The organism is Bacillus sp. MT94 (genome assembly GCF_058792475.1).
The window spans coordinates 161,475-176,741 of the sequence record NZ_JBXAEZ010000005.1 but is presented as its reverse complement, the minus strand read 5'-3'; the positions used below and the strand labels follow the sequence as shown (position 1 = coordinate 176,741).

Sequence of the window (15,267 nt, the reverse complement as noted above, 5' to 3'; positions counted from 1 at the left end):
ATGGAAAAATGAATATCGGGAAGAGAAAGCACGCGTTTTACTAAAAATGTGGAAGAAAACCACTATTAAAATTTCAATCTTAAAACTTAATTTATAAACGATTATATAGAGAATGAACGTTAAAAAAGGAAAAATAACTAGGAGGAATTTAACATGTCGGATTGGTTTCAATTAGATAAAGAATATATGATGTCTACATATTGTCGTACAGAGGTTGCAATGGAAAGAGGAGAAGGGTGTAAACTGTATGATGTAGATGGTAAAGAGTATTTAGATTTATTTTCTGGCGTAGGAGTAAATGTATTAGGATACAATCATCCTAAAATTGTACAAATGACAATGGAGCAAGTTGCGAAATCGTTGCATTTACCGTTTCATTTTTTAAACCCAGTTGCAATTGAGTATGCAAAGAAATTAGTAGATTGTACTTTAAAAAGCGGAAAAGTCTTTTTTACAAACTCTGGTACGGAAGCGACAGAAACAACATTAAAATTAATTGATAAATATAGATTTATTGCGAATGAAGAGCGTGATGGAGTAGTTGTGTTAAAAGATAGTTTTCACGGGAGGACGTTAGGGGCACTGCATTTTACGAGACAAGAAAAGGTATATCAAAAATTCCCTAAAACATCTATTCCTGTATATGAAGTAGAGCGCGAGAATATAGACCAATTAGAAGAAACCATTATTAAAGAAAATCCAATTGCGATTATGCTAGAGCCTGTTTTAGGTAGCGGGGGGATTTATCCTTTATCAAGTGAATATTTACATGGTGTTCAAAATTTATGTGAAAAATATAATGTACTTCTTGTCGTTGATGAAGTTCAAAGTGGTATGGGGCGAACGGGAAAATTATTTGCTTATCAAAATTTTAATATTACACCAGATATTATTCAAATTGGTAAAGGAGCAGGAGGCGGGATACCGCTAGGAGGAATTATTGTAGGTGAAAGGTTATGTGATGTATTTTCACCAGGAGATCACGGGACAACATTTGCTCATTCATCAATGGGAACAGCTTTAGGTTTAACTGTATTAAATACATTACTTGATGATGGGTTAATGCAAGAAGCTTATGAAACGTCACTATATTTGAATGACAAACTGCAAGATATTCAGAAAGAAAATGCTTATTATATTCAGGAAGTACGTCATGCGGGGATGATGTTTGGGATAAGTGTGAATGACACGAATGAAAATGTAAAGAAATTACAGATTGAGTTAATGAATAAAGGGATGTTAGTCGATGTAACACAAGGGAATATTATTCGATTACTTCCGCCGTATATTATTACGAAAGAGGAAATTGACGCATTCACTTATGAGTTTATTTCCTGTGTTCATAACATAGCTGCTACAGCAAGTATTTAAAAAAATATAAAAAAATATAAAAAGCTGAAGAAGCCGCTATTTTAGCGGCTTCTTCAGCTTTTTAAAATAGTAAATTACTTAACATAGAGAGCATCTCATTGGACAAATAATTAATTATGTGAAACAATAATAACAGATAAGGAGACGTTAATTTTCCTTAAGTGCTTCGAATTAATTTTATTCAATAAGAGAAGGTGTGCTTAAAGAAGTTAAATTAAATAAGGAGCTGTTTTATTATATGCAACAAAATAATGATTTAAATTTTGAACCTCAAGACGTTAATATTGTCAATCCTAAACAAGCCAGGAAAGCAGTAATTGCTACTGGTATAGGGAACGCAATGGAGTGGTTTGACTTCGGATTATACGCGTATTTAGCGGTTATCTTAAGTCAATTATTCTTCTCAGGTGTTGATAATAGTGGATTGCAACTTGTACTTACATTCGGTACATTTGCAGCAGCCTTTCTCGTTCGACCAATCGGAGGTGTATTCTTTGGTAGAATAGGAGATAAGTACGGCCGAAAAATCGTGTTAAGTACTACTATTATTTTAATGGCACTTTCTACATTATTCATCGCATTACTACCAACCTATGAACAAATTGGTGTATGGGCACCAATACTACTTTTAGTTGCCCGGATGATTCAAGGCTTCTCTACAGGCGGCGAATATTCAGGAGCAATGGTTTATATCGCAGAATCTTCTCCAGATAAAAAGCGTGGTATACTCGGTAGTGGTCTTGAAATTGGAACACTCTCAGGTTACATTGCTGCATCGGTAATTGTTACCATTTTGACGTTATTGTTAACAGATGAGCAAATGCTCAGCTGGGGATGGCGTATTCCGTTCTTAGTAGCTGCACCAATTGGTTTGGTCGGTTTATACTTACGCCGTCATCTAGATGAATCTCCAATCTTTGAAGAGATGGAAAAAGCACAAGAGGAATCTGAAGACAATGAACAATTTTCATTTATGGATATTATTAAATATCACAAAAAAGACTTCTTATTAAGCACAGTAATTGTCGCCTTCTTTAATATTACGAATTATATGATTCTTTCGTATATTCCTTCTTATCTAACTCAAGTACTTAAAGTCAAAGAAACAACGGGCTTATTAATTATTTCTATTACGATGGCACTTATGATTCCACTAGCACTATATTTCGGTAAATTAAGTGATAAAATTGGTAATAAACGCGTTGTGCAAATTGGTTTACTTGGTTTAACTGTATTTGCAATTCCAGCATTTTTACTAATAGGTAACGGACATATTGCAGCTATATTTGCAGGTATTTTCGTACTAGGTTTCTTCTTAAGTGTATATGAAGGAACTTTACCTTCATTATTACCATCACTCTTTTTCACTGATGTACGTTATCGAGCACTTTCGATCTCATTTAATATTTCTGTATCGATATTCGGTGGAACAACACCGCTCGTATGTTCATACTTAGTTCATGCAACTGGTAACCCGCTTGCGCCAGCATTTTATTTGACGGGTGTAAGTATTATTGGATTAGTTGTATTTAGTGTATTATTTGTTACGACTTCAGGGCGTGCGCTAAAAGGTTCATATCCTACAGTAGAAACGAAAAAAGAAGCACACCTAATCGCTAAAGAAGACCCTGAAGAAACACTTTGGTGGCATGAAGAGTCATTAGAAATTGAAGCAGGGAAGAATGCTTCCATTTAAAAAGCAACGTAGAAGTATAAAAAGACTCCTATGAATATAGGAGTCTTTTTGTTACGTTATTTCTTTCGTTTCTTCAAACTTTTCTGATAGGCATAAAGCTTATGAATCTCTTCCTTAAATTCATGCAGAAGTACAATGCTTTTACCATTTGAATAACGCACCGTATTATAAGCATCTATAATAATATCACTTTGAATATTTACATCTTCTTCATCATTTATTCTTTCTAGCCAAGCTTCAACAGTTTCTCCCCGTTTTCTATTTAAAGGAGGGGTTAACTTACTCTCTAGCTTGAAAATTTCCTTCCGAATTTCGTTATGCGGCGGTTTATTTCGTTTAAAACGATTTTGGTTTGTTCCTTCTTTATTAGTAATAATAGTAGATTCGAAGGCGGGCATATTTGGTAAACTGAATTGTTTTCGTTTTTTTACTATTTTCCAAACGACGTAAATAGCGATAGCTGTACATGCTATTATGGTAATGCTATTTATGAGTGTGGGGTCAAAATCAGGAAGTTTTTCCCCATTGTCTTCAATTTTAGGTTTTAAGAGATGCCCTTTACTTGCCCAAACCCCTTCAGTATCTTTCAATTCAGCTGCTATGAGAAATGGATTTATAACATAACCGACTCCTAACGCGACTACTTCTGTGATAAAGCTAAAAATAAGACGAATAAAAGGAAAAACTAAAACAAGTACTATACTCATTACACCAATCGTAATGATAGAAATGAAACGTAATAACTGTTGATTCCGATTTGCCCCAGTTAACCAAAATGTAATCATAATGTGTATAACTAATAGTAACAGCTTCCACAAAGGTGGAAAGGGCGCATAAAATATGGCTGAAATACTAAACCAAACAATACCGCCTAACGATTTTTGAACTGGATATCCTGGTCCGACTACATGTACGATAAAGAAGAAAAGCGGTAACATAATTGTGCCGAATAGAGAGAATGGGAGAAGGAAAGAACAACCAATTATTTGAGTAATGAACAGTATGACAAATCCGTTTGTTTTTTTATTCATAAATTTATGAATAAGAAATACGCCTATATAGCCTGTTGCTAAAAATATGGCAATAGCAACAAGGTCATCCCTTTCTGTTAATAATGAAAGGAGGAGAAGCAAAATAAAGTCATTAACGTGATAGAGCCAAGTTTTCAACCGATTCCACCATCCCTTCGCTATTAATGAGGAACGTTGGCTGCGAGAGAAGAGGGAGTTCATTTTTCTGTAAACCAATGTATATCATTGTAGACGAACGTTCTCTCTTTCTCGTTACATAATGAAGGAATCCTTGTTTCGGAAGTAACGTACTATCATCTGAAATACGTGCTAATTCTTCTAAAGCTTTTGCATATTGTGTTTGCCCTTCATGTAACGATAAATGTAATGCACCACCTTCTGCTAATACACTAATAAATAATTCAAACGGTATGTGATGCTTCGTTGCATATTGGCAAATGTATGTTGCGAATGAAATTAAATCTTCAACATTATCTTTCCAACCAAATCCACGATCGGCAGCTAAAGAAAGACAAATCGTCCAACTATAATTTTTTACAGGTTCAAATTGCTTCGCTTGTAATTCTTGCATTTTAGCAGATGCCTTCCAATGAATAGAGCGGAAAGACTCACGCTCATATCGCTTTACACCGATAATAGATGTTTCATCATTGTAAAAAGAAAAATTAGTTCGATAAGAACCAGTTAGAAGTTGCTGAAGTTCTTGCAAACCTGCTACTTCTTTAGGAGAAGGATACACAATAATTTCAGTTTTTAACTTATCGAAAACAGGTAAGTGTACATTTAATAAATGAAAAGGATCTTTTAAAACGCATTCGAACTGTTCAATTTGAAACACACCACGTTTCGTTGCGGTTAATGTTAAATCCCATTTTTGCGCCGAATGTGCAGGTTGTGAAAATGGAAAAGAGAATAACGTTTTTGATATTCGTTCAATTCCTTGATCTTTATGCTGTATAAGAGACGAATCTAAATGAAAATAACAAACACCATTAACGAGAGGGATATGTGCACCGTTTTTCAAATGAATAAAAAACTTTCCAGATTCATCAGGGAAAAGCCGAGTTGTTTGTCTCTCGTTTATAACTTCAAATTTTTTCTCTATGTAAGCGACATATTTATAAATGAAAATCGCAAATAAATAATAGGAGAAAAAGAGAAACATTATAATTCGTTGCGGCATAAAAAAGGTAAATAGTATAGCGCCTGGCACAGTTAGTTGAATAATATGGAGTTGAAAAAATAAAGGTACAGTTACAACACGCTGTCCATTCATGCTTGCTCAATCTCCACAGGTACGTCAACTTCTTTTAAAATACTTTGCATTATATCATTTTTAGTCGTGCGCAGGGCACCTTCCATTGATAAGACAATACGGTGATTCCAAACAGAAGGAGTTAAAAATTGTATATCTTCAGGGGTGCAATATTCTCTCCCGCGTAAGAAGGCTAATGCTTGAACTGCGCGCACTAAAGAAAGTGTGGCACGTGGGCTTACACCGTTAGCGATGTAATCGTGATTTCGAGTAGCTTGTGCAAGTTTAATTATGTAATGTTCTAACGGTTCTGATATGAAAATTTCTTTTATTCGTTTCTGTGATTCTAATATATCTTCTAAAGAGATAACAGGTGTGACACGTTCTAGCGGTATATCGTTACGAAAACGTCGCATCATTTGTAACTCATCTTCAGGAGTTGGATAACCGATTGAAATCGTCATTAAAAAGCGATCAAGCTGTGCATCTGGAAGAGGGAAAGTCCCTTGTGATTCAATTGGGTTTTGCGTTGCAATAACAAAGAACGGTTTTGGGAGAGGAGTAGACAGTTTTTCAAGCGTCACTTGTCGCTCTTCCATCGCTTCTAACAAACTAGATTGTGTTCTCGGCATTGCACGGTTAATTTCATCTGCTAGCAAAATGTTTGTCATAACGGGTCCAATTCTTAACTCAAATTCACTTGTTTTTGGGTTAAAGTATTCAATACCTGTTACATCACTTGGAAGTACATCAGGGGTAAATTGAACACGAGAAAAACTACCGCCAATACTTTTTGAAATGGTTTTCGCCAGTAACGTTTTCCCAGTACCAGGCACGTCTTCGAGTAGTACATGTCCATCAGCAAGCAGTGAAACAAGCAGTAGATCAATAACATTTTCTTTACCAACAAACACAGATCCTATGTTTTCTTTCAATTTATTTATCATATGTACCATTCCTTTCAGTATAAAAGAGCTAATATTTCTATATTTTAATAAATTATTCAGAAAATTGGTATCATTTTTAAATTCAAAGGAATAGATATTTAATTATTAAATTACTCTTGCATATTTTGGAATATGATTATACAATATCGGTATACGATGTATCGCTAGTCGATATATCATAAGGCGATGTATCGGAGGTAGTTATAATGAATGCGAAGGCGCAAAAATATATTCCGTTAACTGAGGCGACATACTACATATTATTGTCACTTGTAAAGCCAATGCATGGTTATGGAATTATGCAAATGGTAGAAGAGATGACAAATGGAGAAGTAAAACTCGGTCCTGGTACGTTATACGGGAATACGACGAAATTACTTAAAGAAAAATTAATTGTTGAAGTTGCCTCTACAGATAGAAAGAAGTGCTATGAGTTAACGCCGTTTGGGAGAGAAGTGTTAGAGCTCGAGTATAACAGGTTACAGAGATCTGTAAGGAATGGGAATAGTATATTAGGGGAGTGAATGAGAGATGGAGACAAAGAAGGTATTTAAATTTTTCATGGCATGGAGTTTAGAAAAAGAAGAAGCTTTTTTACGGAAAATGCATCAAAAAGGTTGGGCGTTACAAAGGTATAATTTGTTGTATACGTTTAAGAAAACAGAACCGAAAGATGTAATATATAAAGCGGATTTTAGATTGGTTTATTGGGATTCAAAAGAAAAACAACAGGAGTACTTTGAAATATATGAAATGTCTGGTTGGAAACGTGTCACAAGTTTTACAAGATGGAATTATTTTTGTAAGGAGGTAGAGAAGGGAATTGAGTTACCTGACATATATTCAGAGAAGGACACGAAGGTGCAAAAAATGAAGGAATTATTACAATTTTTCGCATTAATTTCAATAACTATATTACCCTCAATGTATAGCGTATTTTTAAGTTCAACAGAATCAAGAGTGCCAATTTGGGCGAAAGTTATGACAGGGCTTGTAGGTTGTATGTATGCTTATTTCTTCATGAGAATTTTTTGGAAAATCAAGAAATTGAAAAGTGAAATATTATAATAAAGATTAGACTCTAGAAGAAGATAATGATGACAATGACATCATTATCTTCTTCTTTAATTTTCATGTAATTCTATTTTGTTAACTATTTTTTATATAATAAAAATATATATTTAATTCATAGAACTAACAGTTACAAAGATAATACTAGTAACAATACCTAAAAAAATCATAAATGAAGAAGAAATAATTAATAATAAAGAATTAGCAATAAATATCACTTTATTAGATTTTTGATTTTTAAAATGGTAATAAAGTAAAAGACCACAAATAGTAGAAACAATCCATATTGTTAGACCGTAAGGAGTCGTTATTTTTTCAAAATCGAAGATCCAAAAGTAAAAGATGACTATGTGGCAAGTTACTAGTAGAAATGTTGATGGAAGCATTATCTTTTTATTTAAAATCATTTGTTATACCCCCCTTATGTAAATATTACCAAAAGGGTGTGGGTTTTAATATATAATAAGGAAGAAATACATCTTTAATTAACTTATTAAATGGAAAAATCCCTTATAGAAAAATCTATTTCTACAAGGGATAATAATGTTTTTATTAGAAAGACTGATTTTGCGCAGGTTTAATAAATTGTTCTGGGTTTTCAACAAGTCCGCATACAGCACACTGGACACGGTATGTAGGTCCTTGATAGGCCATATGAAAAGCATTCATCGTTTCATTTGTGTATTCTTCTTCTACTTGACCAGTTTGTGGATTTAATTTGACTGGTTTTACTTGTTGTTCAAGAATATTAAAGCGAGTACGGTTCGTTTTACAGCTTGGACATAGCATTGGTTCCATATGTATACACCTCCATTTGTATCATTTCTTAAAATCTTTAATTTTATGCAAGCAAAAACTTTCTCAATATAAATAGGTGTTTAATGTATTTAAAATTCAGAAAAAATAAAATATAATAAAAGCACGAACTGGTTATGTCCAAACCAAATCTCCTGTTTTATGCCAATAAGCTGGGGGGCCGAGAAATCGGCCTCATTTTTTTTGCTCATTACTACAAGGAACAAGGTTTTTGTGAGACTTTTGTCGAAATTTTAGGGATAGATATAAAGGGGGATGTAAAATGGATTTGAAAATGAAGTACATCATTTTATATGTAGAAAAGTTTGAGGAATGTTTAAAATTCTATAAAGATATTTTACAGTTACCTATAAAAGCAGAGCACGGTACATATATTGAATTTAATACTGGAACTACCATTTTAGTGATGAATACGCGGCAAGATGTGAAAGAATTAACAGGACTACCGCTTACAGAAGGTGAATTAAAGTCTTCTCATTTCGAATTAGGATTCGTTGTTGAGAATGTACAAGAAACGATTGAGCAATTTAGAGAACAAGGAATCAAGATTTTAGTTGAACCTATTGTAAAACCGTGGGGACAAACAATTGCCTACATTGCTGATCCAGATGGAAATTATATTGAAATTTGCAGTTCATTAGAATAGAGGGAGAAAGAGAGATGGGATTTCCAAAACTAGAAACAGAACGTTTACTCTTAAGAGAACTTACACTATTAGATGCAGAAACGATGTTCCAATATTTTTCGAAAGAATCAGTTATACGTTATTTCGGAATGGATTCTTTTGAAAATATTGAGCAAGCGAAAACAACGATTCAAACGTTTAAAAATCGTTATGAAGAGGGCAGTGTATTTCGCTGGGGAATCGAGAAAAAAGGGACGGGCCAATTAATCGGAACGTGCGGATTTCATTTAATTAATAATAATCATAAACGAGCTGAAATTGGTTATGAATTAGATGATACATATTGGGGACAAGGATATGCATCGGAAGCATTACAAGCGATTTTAGCTTACGGATTTGAAATGCTGCAACTGATAAGAATCGCAGCGGTTGTATATGTAGAAAATAAAGCTTCTCAAAAGTTGTTAATAAAAGCAGGATTTCAAGAAGAAGGATTACTTCGAAAACATATGATTCAAAATGGAGTTGCTCATGATACCATTTTATATTCTTTATTAAAAGAAGAGTGGAAGAAGTAATGAGTACAAACGAACTTATAACGATTATGAAGAATCATAGGGAAAATAGATTCATTTTAGGTATAGATGGTTTAAGTCGTTCAGGAAAAACAACATTCGTAGCAAATTTAAAAGAAAATATGAAACAAGAAGGCATTCCGTTTCATATTTTCCATATTGATGATCATATAGTGGAGCGTAATCGACGCTATTATACAAACCATGAAGAATGGTATGAGTATTATTGTTTACAGTGGGATATTACATACTTGAGGCAGAAGTTTTTTCAGAAGTTACAACATGAGACAAAATTAATTTTGCCTTTTTATCAAGAGGAAACAGACTCATGTGAAATGAAAAAAGTACAGATTCCTATTGTAGGCGTAATTGTTATTGAAGGAGTTTTTCTGCAGCGAAAAGAATGGAGAGATTTCTTTCATTATATGGTCTATTTGGACTGTCCAAGAGAGACAAGGTTTCTACGTGAGAGTGAGGAGACACAGAAAAACCTTTCAAAGTTTGAAAATAGGTATTGGAAAGCAGAGGATTATTACTTAGAAATGGAATCGCCGAGGGATAGGGCGGATTTAGTCATTAAATGATTTGAACATAGAAGGTGAATAGAATGAATATTTTATGGGATTTTGATGGGACGTTATTTGATACGTATCCTGCATATACAATGATGCTTTCTGAAATATTAGGTGATTCAGTAGAAAAACAAGAAATATACAAAAACTTAAAAATATCATACTCTCATGCAATTCAGTATTATAATATTTCATGCGAGCAGGAAGAAAAGATTAAAGTTTTGAAGGGAAAATTCACGTCAAAAGATATGAAACCTTTTGCAGGTGTCGAAGAGGTTTTGAAATTTGCAAATAAAAATGTGATTATGACCCATAAACATAGGGAAGGGGTTATGGGCATTTTAAAATATTACGGCTGGGAAAAATACTTCGTAGATATGGTTACAATTGACGATGGCTTTCCTCGAAAGCCAAACTCTTTAGCTTATAATCATCTGCATAAAAAATACAATATTGATTTAGCTATTGGAGATAGAGAATTAGATTTATTACCTGCAAAAGAATTAGGTATTTCAACATGTATGTTTCAAGGTAATTGTGATGTAGCGGATTATTCTTTATCACATTACTCGGAGTTTTTTAAGGTAGTGAGTGATAGAGAGTTTTCTTTATAAAAAAAGTTATTAATAAAGACTGTATCTTTCATTTTAAAGGTACAGTCTTTATTTTTTAGAGCTATTATATACCAATTGCCGTGGATTAAAGAATGATTGTATATCTTTAGTAAAGAAATAGTCAGGTTAGTTGTTAGATAGAAATAAACTGACAGATAAAGTGATAGTGTCCGTTTTATCTGCTTTTTATCATAACCAAATTATGGTTATTCATGCTAATATAAACTCATAGCTATATAGAAGGGGTGGGATTAGTATGAAAACAGAAATAGTTCCTAAAAAGAAGTACAGTATAATAAGCTATATATCTTTACTCATCGGCATTTTGTGTTTTCTATTCGTTTTTATAACGCCAACAAGGATAGCGAATGCAGGTAATATAGTTGGAGATTATATTACAATTGCCCTGACAGGTGTAGGTATCATGCTTTCAATAATCACAATGACGAAAAAAACAGAGAAGAAGGGGATTGCTATCCTTTCATTAATACTGTCCTCATCATTTTTTATATTTTGGATCATAGCGATTATCCTATTGTTTACTGGTCAAATTAGTTTTGCGCCGTAATGTGAAATAAAAAGAGTCCTTTTCGTATGATAACGGGTATAGTTACGGGAGTGAAAATATAAAATAACATACAAATTAGGGATGTAAATCACTTATGATTTAGCATCCCTTTTTTTATTGTTATTTCAGTGTTTAAGCGCTTTTATATAGTTAAATAGCGTTCTAAATAATAAGATAAATGGAAAATTTATGTTAAAATAATTATAGAGATTGTGAAAAAATGTTCTTAAACTAGCGTTCAGATTACTTTAAGAAGGTTTTTTCAAAGGTAATGGTAAATATCATATTTTGAAGGGGTGATTGTAGTGGATTAAGTGATTTTTTTAATCTTGGTTAAATACTTTGAAGATAGGGGTTTATAACTATGAATACAAAACTAATAATAGTAGAAGGATTACCTGGATTTGGAAAATCAACCACTGCAAAGCTAATAAATGAAATTCTAAGCCAAAATAAAATTGAAGTTGAACTATTTTTAGAGGGAAATTTGAACCACCCAGCCGACTATGATGGTGTATCTTGTTTTAATAAATTTGAGTTCAATAGATTATTATCTAACAGTGGAGATTTTAAAGAAGTGCTCCTTAAGAAAGTTCTAAAAAAAGGAAGCAATTATTTATTACCATACAGAAAGATGAAAAATGAGTTTGGTGACCAGTTTTCGGACGAATTATTTAACATTATTTTAAAAAATGATATATACGAATTACCATTCGATAAAAATGTTGAATTAATTGCTGACAAATGGAATGACTTTACTGAAATCGCTCTAGAAGACAATAAGGTTTATATCTTTGAATGTTGTTTCATACAAAATCCATTAACTATTGGGATGATTAAATATGGTGAACAAAAAGAAAAAATAATAAATTATGTAATGAAAGTTGCAAAAATCATAGAGAATTTAAACCCAATGTTATTGTATGTAGAACAAGATAATCTTGAATTTTCATTTAGGAAGGCGTTAAAAGAAAGAACTCCAGAATGGTCCACAGGAATTATCGACTATTACACTAACCAAGGCTATGGGAAAGAACATCACCATTCAGGTGTAGAAGGAGCGATAAAAGTTCTTGAAGCTAGAAGGAATTTAGAATTAGAAATATTCGATATGTTAAAAATGAAAAAAGAAACAATCAATAATACAAAATATGAAATTGACTCATATAGGTCAATGTTAAAAGATAAGTTAGCCATACAAATGGTGAAATAGCTTTTTACACTAACTGGTGCTTTAGTTGAAGAAGGAAATAAAAAACGCTCAGAATATTTTCTGAGCGTTTTAGTTTGTTATTTCTAATGTTTATTAGCATTTTTCTCTTCCTAAACTGAACCCATTACTCGTATGAAGGACTCTTTTTATTCGGTATCTTTAGGTTGATATTCTAAAATATCCCCCGGTTGGCATTCTAATGCTTTACATATTGCTTCTAAAGTTGAAAAACGGACTGCTTTTGCTTTTCCATTTTTCAAGATAGAAAGGTTAGCCATTGTAATTCCAACCTTCTCCGAAAGTTCCGTTACACTCATTTTTCTTTTTGCTAACATTACATCAATATTAATAATAATTGCCATATTATTCACCTCAGACCGTTAAATCATTTTCTGATTTTATATCTATAGCATCTTTTAATAGTCTTTGGAGAACGGCAGCAAAGACCGCGATTACCATTGAAGCAAAAATCATAATCATTCCGATAATAATAATGCCAGGGGCATCATCTCTCTCTGCCACGAGATAGAAAAGTGGCATACCTAATACATATAATACACTAATTGCCAATGCGCTGTACTTAATATTTTTTAAAGCTTGAACAGATAACTCTGAGAATGCGTTGTTTTTATCAATATAGTTTAAAAGCTTAAATGTTTGGTACAGTGCGAAGTAATAAGGTATTGCTGTTGCGTATAAATTGATAAATACAAGATATTTAATATATGAAATATCTGGATATAATTCTGCGGCGAAATTTCCTATTTTAGGGACTAAAAAAATGCACATAGCAAGAACGGGGATTCCGATCAGAATCACAACGGTCTTTAAAAAGAGTGTGGATCCTTGTTTCATAAAAAGCACCTCATTTATTTATTATCTTATTAATTTAACATGAAATTTATTGTTTAACAATAAATTTTTATTCCTTTTAATCGAGGATTTATTGTTACGCAAGTAATTAATGAAAAGGATGCTAAATCTTTTTTATAAGATAGATGACACATACCGGTATTTAATTAAGGAAAGAAAGAGAAAGTAACTATTGTTAGCTTTATAAGAATTGGGAACTAATAAAACATATGTAGGTTGTGGAATGAAAAAGGAAATAAGGTGTATTGAAATGAATGCAAAGTTTATGGAGGAACAATCATGGTTAATTATGGTGTGAAGATGAAAAAATTACTATTAGTGGGAGCTATAATAGTAAGCGTATTAAGTACGGAAAGTATGATGAATTATCATGCGGTCAAAGCTAAGGTGAAAAAAGTAGAACACCAGCCTAAAAATATAATTATGATGGTTATGGACGGAACGAGTTCAACGGCGACAACATTGGCTCGCTGGTATAAAGGGGCACCGCTTACGTTAGATCAAATTGTAACAGGAGGTGTTCGTACGTTTTCGGCGGAATCAGCTATTACAGACTCAGCGCCAGCAGCAACAGCATTAGCAACTGGAAATAAATCGAATTCAGGATATGTAGGCGTACTACCTTCTATTGTAAATTCACCTAACTTAAAGCCAATAAAAGAAGAGGACAAGTTACGACCGGTCGCAAACGTATTGGAAGGTGCAAAACGTACTGGCCGTGCAACTGGAATTGTTGCTACATCTGAAATTCAGCATGCTACTCCGGCGGGATTCTCGGCTCACCATGTCAATCGCAAGCAATTTGACGTAATTGCGAAGCAGCAAGTATATCAAAATATAGATGTCGTATTAGGCGGGGGAAAAGCGGCGCTGCTACCTATGAAAAGTAATGGAATCCGAAAAGATGGTGAAAATTTAGTAAAGGTGATTCAAGACAAAGGATACGATTTTGTTGAAACGAAAGATGCGTTATTGAACTCCAAATCTAATAAAATTTGGGGCTCTTTCTCAAATCATGCTCTTGCGTTTGATATAGATCGTATAGCAACAAATCCAGAACAACCAACACTTTCTCAAATGACAGAAAAAGCAATTCAAACATTATCAAAAGACAAAGATGGTTTCTTTTTATTCGTAGAAGGTAGTAAGCCTGATTGGGCAGCGCATGCTAATGATCCAATTGGGATGATTAGTGATGTATTGGCATTTGATGAAGCGGTAGCAAAGGCATTACAATTTGCGAAGAAAGATGGGGATACGATGCTCATAGCTTTAACTGATCATGGTAACAGCGGTATCTCTATAGGGAATAGAAATACGACAAAAGGATACAATACTACACCGGTTTCTGCATACATTGATTCATTGAAAAAGGCGAAAATGACACTTGAAGGAACTATAAATAAACTGAAATCTGATTTATCAAATGTAGAAGATGTAGCTAAACTATACGGTTTGGATAATCTAACTCATGATGAAAAAGAAAAATTAAAAGCGGCAAAAAAGAAAATGGATGTAGGACGAATTCTTACTATATTATTGGCTAATCGTGCAAATATCGGCTTTACGACAGGAGGACATACAGGTGAGGATGTATTTTTACATTCTTATGGACCTCAAAAACCAGAAGGCTTAATCCAAAATACAGACATTGCGAAGACGATGGCGAAAGCGATGGGCTTTAACTTAGAAGAAGTAACGAATAAAATATTTTTAGAGAGTGAACAAGCCTTTAAGAAAGTCGGTGCAACTGTAACAGCTGACAAAACCGAAGGAGCAAACTCGTTACTCGTGGTAAAACATAATAAAGTAGAAGCACAACTATTTGGTAACAAAAATATAATTCGTATCAATGGTAAAGGGTATGAATTAGGAAGTATTATTGTAGAGAGTAATGGAAAGTGCTATGTACCAGAAGAAGCAATTCAACTATTTGTAAAGCATTCTCGTTAAAAAATTGCTAACCAGTTAAGCTAACTGGTGGCAATTTTTTGCGTTCATTCTAAATATAAGGGTTCGGATTGTTTTGGAAAGTTTTCC

18 protein-coding genes are annotated in these 15,267 nt (G+C 33.3%); 11 read left to right on the top strand and 7 right to left on the bottom strand.

Going from position 1 to position 15,267, the window contains the following annotated elements; genetic code table 11:
• The first annotated feature begins 153 nt into the window (after nt 1-153).
• Both AC1Q51_RS19070 and AC1Q51_RS19065 read left to right on the top strand, forming a co-directional pair.
• Entirely contained in the window at nt 154-1,371 is a 1,218-nt protein-coding gene (locus AC1Q51_RS19070; protein WP_492331645.1) for an aspartate aminotransferase family protein, read from the top strand.
• Nucleotides 1,372-1,609: 238 nt separating this feature from the next.
• Nucleotides 1,610-3,067 (top strand): MFS transporter, encoded by a 1,458-nt coding sequence (locus tag AC1Q51_RS19065; RefSeq protein ID WP_001186932.1) that lies wholly within the window; start codon nt 1,610-1,612, stop codon nt 3,065-3,067.
• Nucleotides 3,068-3,123: 56 nt separating this feature from the next.
• Here AC1Q51_RS19065 and AC1Q51_RS19060 read toward each other — a convergent pair whose 3' ends face one another.
• Genes AC1Q51_RS19060 through AC1Q51_RS19050 form a run of 3 tightly spaced genes read right to left on the bottom strand, consistent with a single transcriptional unit; the run spans nt 3,124 to nt 6,300 of the window.
• Nucleotides 3,124-4,236: a DUF4018 domain-containing protein gene (locus tag AC1Q51_RS19060; RefSeq protein WP_098236887.1), complete on the bottom strand. Its 1,113-nt coding sequence runs from the start codon at nt 4,234-4,236 to the stop codon at nt 3,124-3,126.
• The gene (locus tag AC1Q51_RS19055; protein WP_089171324.1) at nt 4,211-5,374 is read right to left on the bottom strand and encodes a DUF58 domain-containing protein; all 1,164 of its coding nucleotides are present in this window, start codon (nt 5,372-5,374) and stop codon (nt 4,211-4,213) included. The genes AC1Q51_RS19060 and AC1Q51_RS19055 overlap by 26 nt, the downstream gene beginning before the upstream one ends.
• Nucleotides 5,371-6,300 carry an AAA family ATPase gene (locus AC1Q51_RS19050; protein ID WP_098236888.1) on the bottom strand — a complete coding sequence of 310 codons (930 nt, stop codon included), beginning with the start codon at nt 6,298-6,300 and terminating at the stop codon, nt 5,371-5,373. Before AC1Q51_RS19050 ends, AC1Q51_RS19055 begins: the two co-directional genes overlap by 4 nt.
• Nucleotides 6,301-6,506: 206 nt before the next feature.
• Here AC1Q51_RS19050 and AC1Q51_RS19045 point away from each other — a divergent pair, with 206 nt between their 5' ends.
• Together AC1Q51_RS19045 and AC1Q51_RS19040 are read left to right on the top strand one after the other, a co-directional pair.
• Nucleotides 6,507-6,824 (top strand): PadR family transcriptional regulator, encoded by a 318-nt coding sequence (locus AC1Q51_RS19045; RefSeq protein WP_000991891.1) that lies wholly within the window; start codon nt 6,507-6,509, stop codon nt 6,822-6,824.
• 7 nt (nt 6,825-6,831) lie between these two features.
• Nucleotides 6,832-7,368, top strand: a complete 537-nt coding sequence (locus tag AC1Q51_RS19040; protein WP_075719993.1) for a DUF2812 domain-containing protein — start codon at nt 6,832-6,834, stop codon at nt 7,366-7,368.
• 113 nt (nt 7,369-7,481) lie between these two features.
• On the opposite strand, the gene AC1Q51_RS19035 is transcribed toward AC1Q51_RS19040, so the two are convergent.
• Nucleotides 7,482-7,778 (bottom strand): hypothetical protein, encoded by a 297-nt coding sequence (locus AC1Q51_RS19035; protein WP_075720573.1) that lies wholly within the window; start codon nt 7,776-7,778, stop codon nt 7,482-7,484.
• Between the two features lie 145 nt (nt 7,779-7,923).
• Complete coding sequence (locus tag AC1Q51_RS19030; protein WP_000433609.1) at nt 7,924-8,169, bottom strand: hypothetical protein; 246 nt, start codon at nt 8,167-8,169, stop codon at nt 7,924-7,926.
• Between the two features lie 280 nt (nt 8,170-8,449).
• On the opposite strand from AC1Q51_RS19030, the gene AC1Q51_RS19025 reads away from it, so the two are divergent.
• The 6 genes from AC1Q51_RS19025 to AC1Q51_RS19000 all read left to right on the top strand — a co-directional run bounded on the left by AC1Q51_RS19025 (nt 8,450) and on the right by AC1Q51_RS19000 (nt 12,354).
• The gene (locus AC1Q51_RS19025; protein ID WP_492331644.1) at nt 8,450-8,833 is read left to right on the top strand and encodes a VOC family protein; all 384 of its coding nucleotides are present in this window, start codon (nt 8,450-8,452) and stop codon (nt 8,831-8,833) included.
• A gap of 14 nt (nt 8,834-8,847) precedes the next feature.
• Entirely contained in the window at nt 8,848-9,390 is a 543-nt protein-coding gene (locus AC1Q51_RS19020) for a GNAT family N-acetyltransferase (protein ID WP_000506652.1), read from the top strand.
• Complete coding sequence (locus AC1Q51_RS19015) at nt 9,390-9,971, top strand: kinase (RefSeq protein WP_016512646.1); 582 nt, start codon at nt 9,390-9,392, stop codon at nt 9,969-9,971. Before AC1Q51_RS19020 ends, AC1Q51_RS19015 begins: the two co-directional genes overlap by 1 nt.
• Nucleotides 9,972-9,994: 23 nt before the next feature.
• The gene (locus AC1Q51_RS19010; RefSeq protein WP_016512647.1) at nt 9,995-10,573 is read left to right on the top strand and encodes an HAD-IA family hydrolase; all 579 of its coding nucleotides are present in this window, start codon (nt 9,995-9,997) and stop codon (nt 10,571-10,573) included.
• Between the two features lie 256 nt (nt 10,574-10,829).
• A complete protein-coding gene (locus AC1Q51_RS19005; protein WP_000845548.1) occupies nt 10,830-11,141 on the top strand; it encodes a hypothetical protein in 312 nt (103 codons plus the stop codon).
• A 364-nt stretch (nt 11,142-11,505) separates the two neighbouring features.
• Entirely contained in the window at nt 11,506-12,354 is an 849-nt protein-coding gene (locus AC1Q51_RS19000; protein ID WP_001093199.1) for a P-loop NTPase family protein, read from the top strand.
• A 146-nt stretch (nt 12,355-12,500) separates the two neighbouring features.
• Here AC1Q51_RS19000 and AC1Q51_RS18995 read toward each other — a convergent pair whose 3' ends face one another.
• Both AC1Q51_RS18995 and AC1Q51_RS18990 read right to left on the bottom strand, forming a co-directional pair.
• Nucleotides 12,501-12,716 carry a helix-turn-helix domain-containing protein gene (locus AC1Q51_RS18995; RefSeq protein ID WP_000974623.1) on the bottom strand — a complete coding sequence of 72 codons (216 nt, stop codon included), beginning with the start codon at nt 12,714-12,716 and terminating at the stop codon, nt 12,501-12,503.
• A 10-nt stretch (nt 12,717-12,726) separates the two neighbouring features.
• A complete protein-coding gene (locus AC1Q51_RS18990) occupies nt 12,727-13,209 on the bottom strand; it encodes a DUF2975 domain-containing protein (protein ID WP_000809125.1) in 483 nt (160 codons plus the stop codon).
• Nucleotides 13,210-13,506: 297 nt separating this feature from the next.
• Here AC1Q51_RS18990 and AC1Q51_RS18985 point away from each other — a divergent pair, with 297 nt between their 5' ends.
• On the top strand, nt 13,507-15,180 hold the full coding sequence (locus AC1Q51_RS18985; RefSeq protein WP_097923925.1) for an alkaline phosphatase: 1,674 nt from the start codon (nt 13,507-13,509) through the stop codon (nt 15,178-15,180).
• The last annotated feature ends 87 nt before the right edge of the window (nt 15,181-15,267 follow it).

Bases quoted from the DNA above. Each gene is read 5' to 3' on its own strand.
- AC1Q51_RS19050 (WP_098236888.1), bottom strand. From the start codon at position 6,300: ATGATAAATAAATTGAAAGAAAACATAGGATCTGTGTTTGTTGGTAAA.
- AC1Q51_RS19015 (WP_016512646.1), top strand. From the start codon at position 9,390: ATGAGTACAAACGAACTTATAACGATTATGAAGAATCATAGGGAAAAT.
- AC1Q51_RS19025 (WP_492331644.1), top strand. From the start codon at position 8,450: ATGGATTTGAAAATGAAGTACATCATTTTATATGTAGAAAAGTTTGAG.
- AC1Q51_RS19010 (WP_016512647.1), top strand. From the start codon at position 9,995: ATGAATATTTTATGGGATTTTGATGGGACGTTATTTGATACGTATCCT.
- AC1Q51_RS19045 (WP_000991891.1), top strand. From the start codon at position 6,507: ATGAATGCGAAGGCGCAAAAATATATTCCGTTAACTGAGGCGACATAC.
- AC1Q51_RS19000 (WP_001093199.1), top strand. From the start codon at position 11,506: ATGAATACAAAACTAATAATAGTAGAAGGATTACCTGGATTTGGAAAA.
- AC1Q51_RS19055 (WP_089171324.1), bottom strand. From the start codon at position 5,374: ATGAATGGACAGCGTGTTGTAACTGTACCTTTATTTTTTCAACTCCAT.
- AC1Q51_RS18985 (WP_097923925.1), top strand. From the start codon at position 13,507: ATGGTTAATTATGGTGTGAAGATGAAAAAATTACTATTAGTGGGAGCT.
- AC1Q51_RS19040 (WP_075719993.1), top strand. From the start codon at position 6,832: ATGGAGACAAAGAAGGTATTTAAATTTTTCATGGCATGGAGTTTAGAA.
- AC1Q51_RS19030 (WP_000433609.1), bottom strand. From the start codon at position 8,169: ATGGAACCAATGCTATGTCCAAGCTGTAAAACGAACCGTACTCGCTTT.
- AC1Q51_RS19035 (WP_075720573.1), bottom strand. From the start codon at position 7,778: ATGATTTTAAATAAAAAGATAATGCTTCCATCAACATTTCTACTAGTA.
- AC1Q51_RS19005 (WP_000845548.1), top strand. From the start codon at position 10,830: ATGAAAACAGAAATAGTTCCTAAAAAGAAGTACAGTATAATAAGCTAT.
- AC1Q51_RS18995 (WP_000974623.1), bottom strand. From the start codon at position 12,716: ATGGCAATTATTATTAATATTGATGTAATGTTAGCAAAAAGAAAAATG.
- AC1Q51_RS19020 (WP_000506652.1), top strand. From the start codon at position 8,848: ATGGGATTTCCAAAACTAGAAACAGAACGTTTACTCTTAAGAGAACTT.
- AC1Q51_RS19065 (WP_001186932.1), top strand. From the start codon at position 1,610: ATGCAACAAAATAATGATTTAAATTTTGAACCTCAAGACGTTAATATT.
- AC1Q51_RS19070 (WP_492331645.1), top strand. From the start codon at position 154: ATGTCGGATTGGTTTCAATTAGATAAAGAATATATGATGTCTACATAT.
- AC1Q51_RS18990 (WP_000809125.1), bottom strand. From the start codon at position 13,209: ATGAAACAAGGATCCACACTCTTTTTAAAGACCGTTGTGATTCTGATC.